Here is a 6,005-nt window from a genome sequence, read left to right as displayed (position 1 = left end):
TGGACGCCAATATTGACCGAGCCCGATGATGGTAATGATGTCTTCCCCAGCGTAACTGTGCTGACTCATGGCTTCAAACCTCCCTTTAGTCCTCCCTTTTTTGATAACCCTGGAATTCCTTCAGAGTTTTACCAACTGGGCAATAGTATTGCCAATGCAGGTGCTGAAGATAACGGTTTGATGATGAGGTACGACCTCGCTACTGGTTATTGGGTTCCTGTCACCAAATATGGAGCGGTTGCGCCAGATTTCCCAGCAGGTGAGAATCCAGAAGACGACGCCGACTATCTCACCAAGTTGGAGAGTTACATAGCTCCATACCTTGACAACAATCAACCGTTAGTGCTGCTGAATGACTGGTCGAACAATAATGAATCGGCAGCTCCTGATTCAGGTTTTAGCGAAGCAGTGGCAGATGCTTTCTTTACTTCTCTCGTGCAATTAGACCAACTGTTTATCGATGAAAATAGCACCGCAAAACAAGGAGCAATTTTCAATTCACCGCTGCATTTTGTTGGTTTCAGTCGGGGAACAGTTGTTAACAGCGAAATTATTCAGCGTTTGGGGACTCATTTTCCTGAAGCGGGTGGAAAAGAAAACTCTGATATTCGCGACCTTCAGATGACAACTTTAGACCCCCATGATTTCAACCAACCGGGGCTAAATGTAGTGACAGATAATTTCGGCGATTTCCGCGAACCGAAGGTTCAGGTTTGGGAAAATGTCACTTTTGCGGATAATTACTATCAGACAGTACCGGATTTATCAGGAGGTACGGTTTCGCCTGCGGGTCGGGATATTCCGAATCTTCCGTCTACTGAGGATAACAAAACAGCCCCCGGACTTAAGTTGCCGCGAGAAGGTTGGAGGTCAGAAAATCCCGATGCTACTGCTCCGCTATTGGGAGAACCGGATTTGTCGGTTTTTCTGGGAACTAATCAAAATAACCCAGATTATAATAACAGTCGTGCTGGGTTTACGAAGGAAACCGATCCTACTGTTGGTATTGCTGGAAGGGGAGCTGTACACGGACGTGTTTTGAGCTGGTATGGGGGGACATCAGATTTGTTTCCAACTAACTTCCCGTTCGATGAAAACTTAGATGCTAATCCTATTTTCCGCCGACGCGGCGATGGGTATCGCGAACCTTTGTTCGATAAGGACTTTTCATTTGGCGATATTGCGAACAATTCTGCTCGGGTTGCACCTTGGTATACGCCGGAACACAGTTTTGAACATGGTGTTGATGCTGCTCCTTGGGAGGGAATTGGTACGGGGTGGTTTTATTCGGTTTTGGGTGGCGGTTCGGAGTTGCGTCCCCAAACGAATGTAGAGCGCATCCCGGTAGATTTTGACAATACTTATGATGCCAGGATGCGGGGAGATGGGGCGGTTCCCACTTTGTTTAACGGCAATTTTGATGCGGTTTTTAATCCGCAGGGTGGTAATCGGACTATTTTTTCTGATGCGATTCCTGGCTGGTCTTTTCATAATGGCGAAACGTCAGCGAGTGTAACTACAAGCAATCTAGTTGATGTGCATCAGCTATCTGCAACTGATGCTCCGGCTTTGCACGCGGAATTGGATCGGATTGGGGTCGATCGCACTCAACCAAATTATGCTCTGAAGCTAGAATCAGGTAAAAGTATTACCCACAACCGTTTTGTCGTGCCTGAGTCTGGAACTCTGCGATTTAATCTTCACGTACCTGAACTCAGTGGTGGCAACCTTATAGTTTCTTTAGAAGGAGATAATGGTGTTACCACACTGGAAACTATTAGCTTATCAGAAGCCAGTGGTCCTTACGATTCTGGCTACAATAACGCAGATACAAACAGAATTGGTTACGGAAATATCGGGTTTGAAACTTTCCATGTAGTAGATATACCAGAACCGCTACGAGGCAGGGTTGCTACAGTGAAGTTTGAAGTAGATAACGGCACGGTTTTTCTGGATGACGTTTTCTTTAAAAGTGTTCATCTAAAGTTGGGTAATCCAACTTTAGATGGTCAAAAAACTCGACCAGACGCTGTTAACAATGCCAACAACTATCTCATTGAAAAGCCACAGTATTCTCTCTCTTATAACGAGAGCAACAAAGGTCCAAATTGGGTAAGCTGGCAACTAAACAGAACCTGGATAGGTACTCTACAACCTCCTGAGAGAGATGACAATCTAGATCCTTTAGATCCTTTTCCTTGGAGGTCGGATAGCGAACTTCCCAGTGAATTAGAGACAACTGAGGGATGGGAGTACAGAGGTAGTGGTTTTGACCGAGGTCACATGACTGCTAGAGAACATCGTAACAGAACTCAGAAAGATCAGTTTGCTACCTTCTTGACAACAAACTTACTTCCACAAGAGAGAAGTAGTAATAGAACCGGTGCATGGCGACAGCTTGAACGCTTTAGTCGGCAAGTTGCTCAGAGGCGTGGTTGGGAACTTTACAATATTGCAGGAGGATATGATTCGATTAATGATGCCCTTCCGCCTGAAAATCCTCTCAACTTAGAAAACATTAACGTCCCTGAGTACACTTGGAAAGTTATTATGTTTGTTGAACCCGGTCAAGGAATAGCAGATATTACAGTAAACACACCTGTGATTGCTGTTACTATGCCTAATGGCATTGCTAATCCGCCAGATATAATTCCACCGCGATGGCAAGATCAAATAACTACGGTCAGAGAGGTCGAAGAACTTACAGGTCTAGATCTTTTGTCAAATCTTCCAGATGAAATCGAAAATGTAATTGAAAACCGGATTTATTCTGGACCTACTAACGTAAATGATTTTCCATCTGTGGTTACATAAGTCTTCACAGTTCTCAGTTTGCGCTGTTTAAGTTGAAGTTCTCATCTGGGGGAACTTCAGCTTAGAGTGGAAGACTCACTCACAATGGTCATTCCTCGTGCTGCCATCGGGCATGATTGTATTGCAGAAGATTGCCCCTTCAATTCCACTAATGTTAGCCAACTCTAAATCAACGATCGCTTCACTTAAATTTACTCCTGTTAGATTAGCTCTTGTGAGCAGGGGTTCACCTAGATAAGTATCTGTTAAACAAGCCCCAGTCAAGTTGACTTCCGCCAGTGATGCTTCTTCCAGGTTAGCTCCACTCAGGTCTGCTTGACTTAAATCTGCTCCGCTTAGGTCAGCTTCGGCTAAATTGGTTTTACTCAGGTTAGCTCCACTCAGATCAGCACAGTTTAATTGAGTACAGTTCAAGTTGGCTCCACTCAAATCTGCTCCACTCATATCTGCTTTAATCAAGCTGGTATAGAACAGGTTAGCATTGCTTAAGTTGGTACCAGATAAGTTCGCCTCACTCAAATCGCCATCGCATAGTTGGACGCCACTCAAGTTAGCACCGCTGAGATTAACATAACTCAGATTGGCCATCCTCAAGTTCGCACCGCTGAAATTGATACCGCTCAAGTAATTTTGACCTGGTTCGAGTTCTTCGAGGTCTTCCACGTTAGCAACGTTTAAGTTAGCATGACTTAAATCAACTCCAGGGAAATCTCTCTCTCCCGCAGCGTAACGTCTATATAGTTCTTCAACGTCCATAGCTTTCTTGTTCAAGCTGTTTATAATTTCATAGTAGCACTGTTACTTTTACTTTTTACCAATAAATGTATCAAACTGTGCGAGAGGTAGAACCAGTGAAAGTGTAAATAGATTAAAGAGGCAAGTTATGAACGCAGAAGAACTGCTCAAAAGGTACGCAGCGGGTGAAAGAGATTTTCGTCGGGTTAACCTAGAAGATGCCGAACTAAGAGGCGTAAACTTGAGTGAGGCTGATTTCACGGAAGCTAACTTGAATGGTGCCATTCTGAAAGAAGCCAATCTCAGACGTACTATTTTTAAGTCCGCTAACTTAGAAGATGCTGACTTAAGTCATGCTATGCTGGATGAAGCAGATTTGTCTAATTCTAGTTTAGAAGTCAACCTAAAAAGAGCTTCATTGGAGAGAGCTAACCTAAGTAATGCCAACTTGACAGGTAGTAATTTGGAATATACTAATCTCCGAAATGCCAACCTGCAAAATGCTTGTTTAGTTGAAGTTAGCTTAGATCGAGCCAATCTGGAAGGAGCAGATCTTAGAGGTGCAATGATGGGTGAAACTGGTCTGTATGAGACAAATTTGAGAGGAGCACTCGTTGAAGGTTGCGATTTAAGCGACAGCTACAAGCGAAATACTATCATGCCAGATGGACAAGTTGTGACTGATAAATATGCTGAGATGGAATCTGACGATTAACCAAATCGAGGAGTTGACTGAGCTTGACTTTTTCTCAAATATTCCCTCTGGAGATTGAGGAAATAATCGAATCATAAAATATGACGGGGTCTCAACCCCGTCAAAAGCCCCACACAAGTTAGGAGCCATTGTCACTTCTAATTGTGCCATCCGGCATGATGGTGTTGCAGAAAATCAAACGACCTTCTCCGGTGGCTGAAAAGTATGCACCCATCAAGTTGGCTCTGGTGAGATTAGTGCCAATCAACTGCGTACACTCCAGGCTAGCTTCTCTCAAGTCAACATCCACTAAGTCGCTTGCCAGTTCAGCATAATCCAGAATAGCATCCCTCAAATCACCACCCGTCAATATAGTAACCCATAAACTAGCAGAATCTAAGTTAGCACTGCTCAAATTAGCACCACTGAGATTAACAAAACTCAGATTAGCCACAGTCAAGTTAGCACCGCTGAGATTGATACCCCTCAAATCATTCTGACCTGGTTCGAGTTCTTCGATGTCTTCTACGTTAGCAATGTTTAAGTTAGCATGACTTAAATCTACACCCGGAAAATCTCTTTCGCCAGCAGCGTAACGCCTATATAGTTCTTCAACGTCCATAGCTTTCTTGTTCAAGCTGTTTATACTTTGATAGTAGCGCGATTACTTCTACTTTTTATCAATAAATATATCAAGCTGTGCGAGAGGTTGAACCCGATCGCATACCAAGTAATCCAGATGGCTCAGAAGGAATACAAATGTCCTAAAATCTCAACTCTCAAATCTCAAAACGCTAACTGCGCCGAATATTAAAACAACACCAATCTTGGCGCTTCCACAGAGTAGCCACAATCCAGCCGTGCTGTTCGAGAGTGTCGGCAATTGGCTTAGCTTGTTCGAGCAAAATGCCGCTGAGCACGGCCCAAGTAGTCGGTTTGCTAATTGCAGTGAACTGCGGGATTAAATCGATGATTACTTCTGCTAAAATGTTGCAGATCAAACCGTCGATCGGCTCATCGACCATTTCTTTCAAACGATCGATACTTCCGAGCTCTGCAACCAACTGCTGAGAATTAACGCGGTTGAGTAGCCTGTTGCTAATAGTCGATCGCACTGCCAAAGGATCTGTATCCAAAGCATAAACTTTTGTAGCGCCCAACAACACCGCGCCGATCGACAAAATACCCGATCCGCAGCCGATATCAGCAACGATGCACTCTTTGTCATCAAAACCGAGACGCATTTCCAGCGACTCCAGACAAAGTTGAGTAGTAGCGTGAGCACCCGTACCGAAAGCCACACCCGGATCTAAACGCAAAATAACGCGATCGGTATCAGTCGGTAAGGGCAACCAAGCCGGATTAATTAAAAAGCGATCGCCCACTTCTTGAGGCTGCCAGTGCTCCTTCCAAGTGCTGCCCCAGTCTTCGTCTTCAATCAAATCCCACTGCATCGCAGGTAGGGGCAAACCTGCACACAGAGCATCTTGGCGCAGCCACAGAGACAGAGCGGCCAAATCCAGCAATCCTGCCTGTTCTTCGGGCAAATAAGCCGACATCAGGCAGGAATTGCTTTTGATCTCAGTAGCAGTTCCCCGACAGTTAAACCGTTCCAGACGCCAAAAGATGATATCTTCCAGCGCCGGATCGCAAAGAATTCTAATTTCCCACCAGCTATGTGCCATAACGATTTTAAATTTTAGATTTTAGATTTTAGATTGGCCCAGGGGAACTGGAGACTGGGAACTGGGGAGTGAGGAAT

5 protein-coding genes are annotated in these 6,005 nt (G+C 44.6%); 2 read left to right on the top strand and 3 right to left on the bottom strand.

Annotation, left to right across the window (positions count from 1 at the left end; all coding sequences use genetic code 11):
- Positions 1 to 2,814 (top strand): DNA/RNA non-specific endonuclease (locus tag QT984_RS21695; protein ID WP_333374913.1); only part of this gene is annotated, 2,814 nt, incomplete at its 5' end.
- A 75-nt stretch (positions 2,815 to 2,889) separates the two neighbouring features.
- Here QT984_RS21695 and QT984_RS21690 read toward each other — a convergent pair.
- A complete protein-coding gene (locus QT984_RS21690; RefSeq protein ID WP_333057860.1) occupies positions 2,890 to 3,570 on the bottom strand; it encodes a pentapeptide repeat-containing protein in 681 nt (226 codons plus the stop codon).
- Between the two features lie 127 nt (positions 3,571 to 3,697).
- On the opposite strand from QT984_RS21690, the gene QT984_RS21685 reads away from it, so the two are divergent.
- On the top strand, positions 3,698 to 4,264 hold the full coding sequence (locus QT984_RS21685; protein WP_333233645.1) for a pentapeptide repeat-containing protein: 567 nt from the start codon (positions 3,698 to 3,700) through the stop codon (positions 4,262 to 4,264).
- A gap of 118 nt (positions 4,265 to 4,382) precedes the next feature.
- On the opposite strand, the gene QT984_RS21680 is transcribed toward QT984_RS21685, so the two are convergent.
- Together QT984_RS21680 and prmA are read right to left on the bottom strand one after the other, a co-directional pair.
- A complete protein-coding gene (locus tag QT984_RS21680; RefSeq protein WP_333057862.1) occupies positions 4,383 to 4,865 on the bottom strand; it encodes a pentapeptide repeat-containing protein in 483 nt (160 codons plus the stop codon).
- A 172-nt stretch (positions 4,866 to 5,037) separates the two neighbouring features.
- A complete protein-coding gene (gene prmA / locus QT984_RS21675; RefSeq protein ID WP_333057863.1) occupies positions 5,038 to 5,928 on the bottom strand; it encodes a 50S ribosomal protein L11 methyltransferase in 891 nt (296 codons plus the stop codon).
- Positions 5,929 to 6,005: the final 77 nt, after the last annotated feature.

Source organism: Microcoleus sp. Z1_B2 (genome assembly GCF_036700325.1).
Taxonomy (GTDB): domain Bacteria; phylum Cyanobacteriota; class Cyanobacteriia; order Cyanobacteriales; family Microcoleaceae; genus Microcoleus.
This window is presented reverse-complemented; position numbering and strand designations above follow the sequence as displayed.

Bases quoted from the DNA above. Each gene is read 5' to 3' on its own strand.
- QT984_RS21690 (WP_333057860.1), bottom strand. From the start codon at position 3,570: ATGGACGTTGAAGAACTATATAGACGTTACGCTGCGGGAGAGAGAGAT.
- QT984_RS21685 (WP_333233645.1), top strand. From the start codon at position 3,698: ATGAACGCAGAAGAACTGCTCAAAAGGTACGCAGCGGGTGAAAGAGAT.
- QT984_RS21680 (WP_333057862.1), bottom strand. From the start codon at position 4,865: ATGGACGTTGAAGAACTATATAGGCGTTACGCTGCTGGCGAAAGAGAT.
- prmA (WP_333057863.1), bottom strand. From the start codon at position 5,928: ATGGCACATAGCTGGTGGGAAATTAGAATTCTTTGCGATCCGGCGCTG.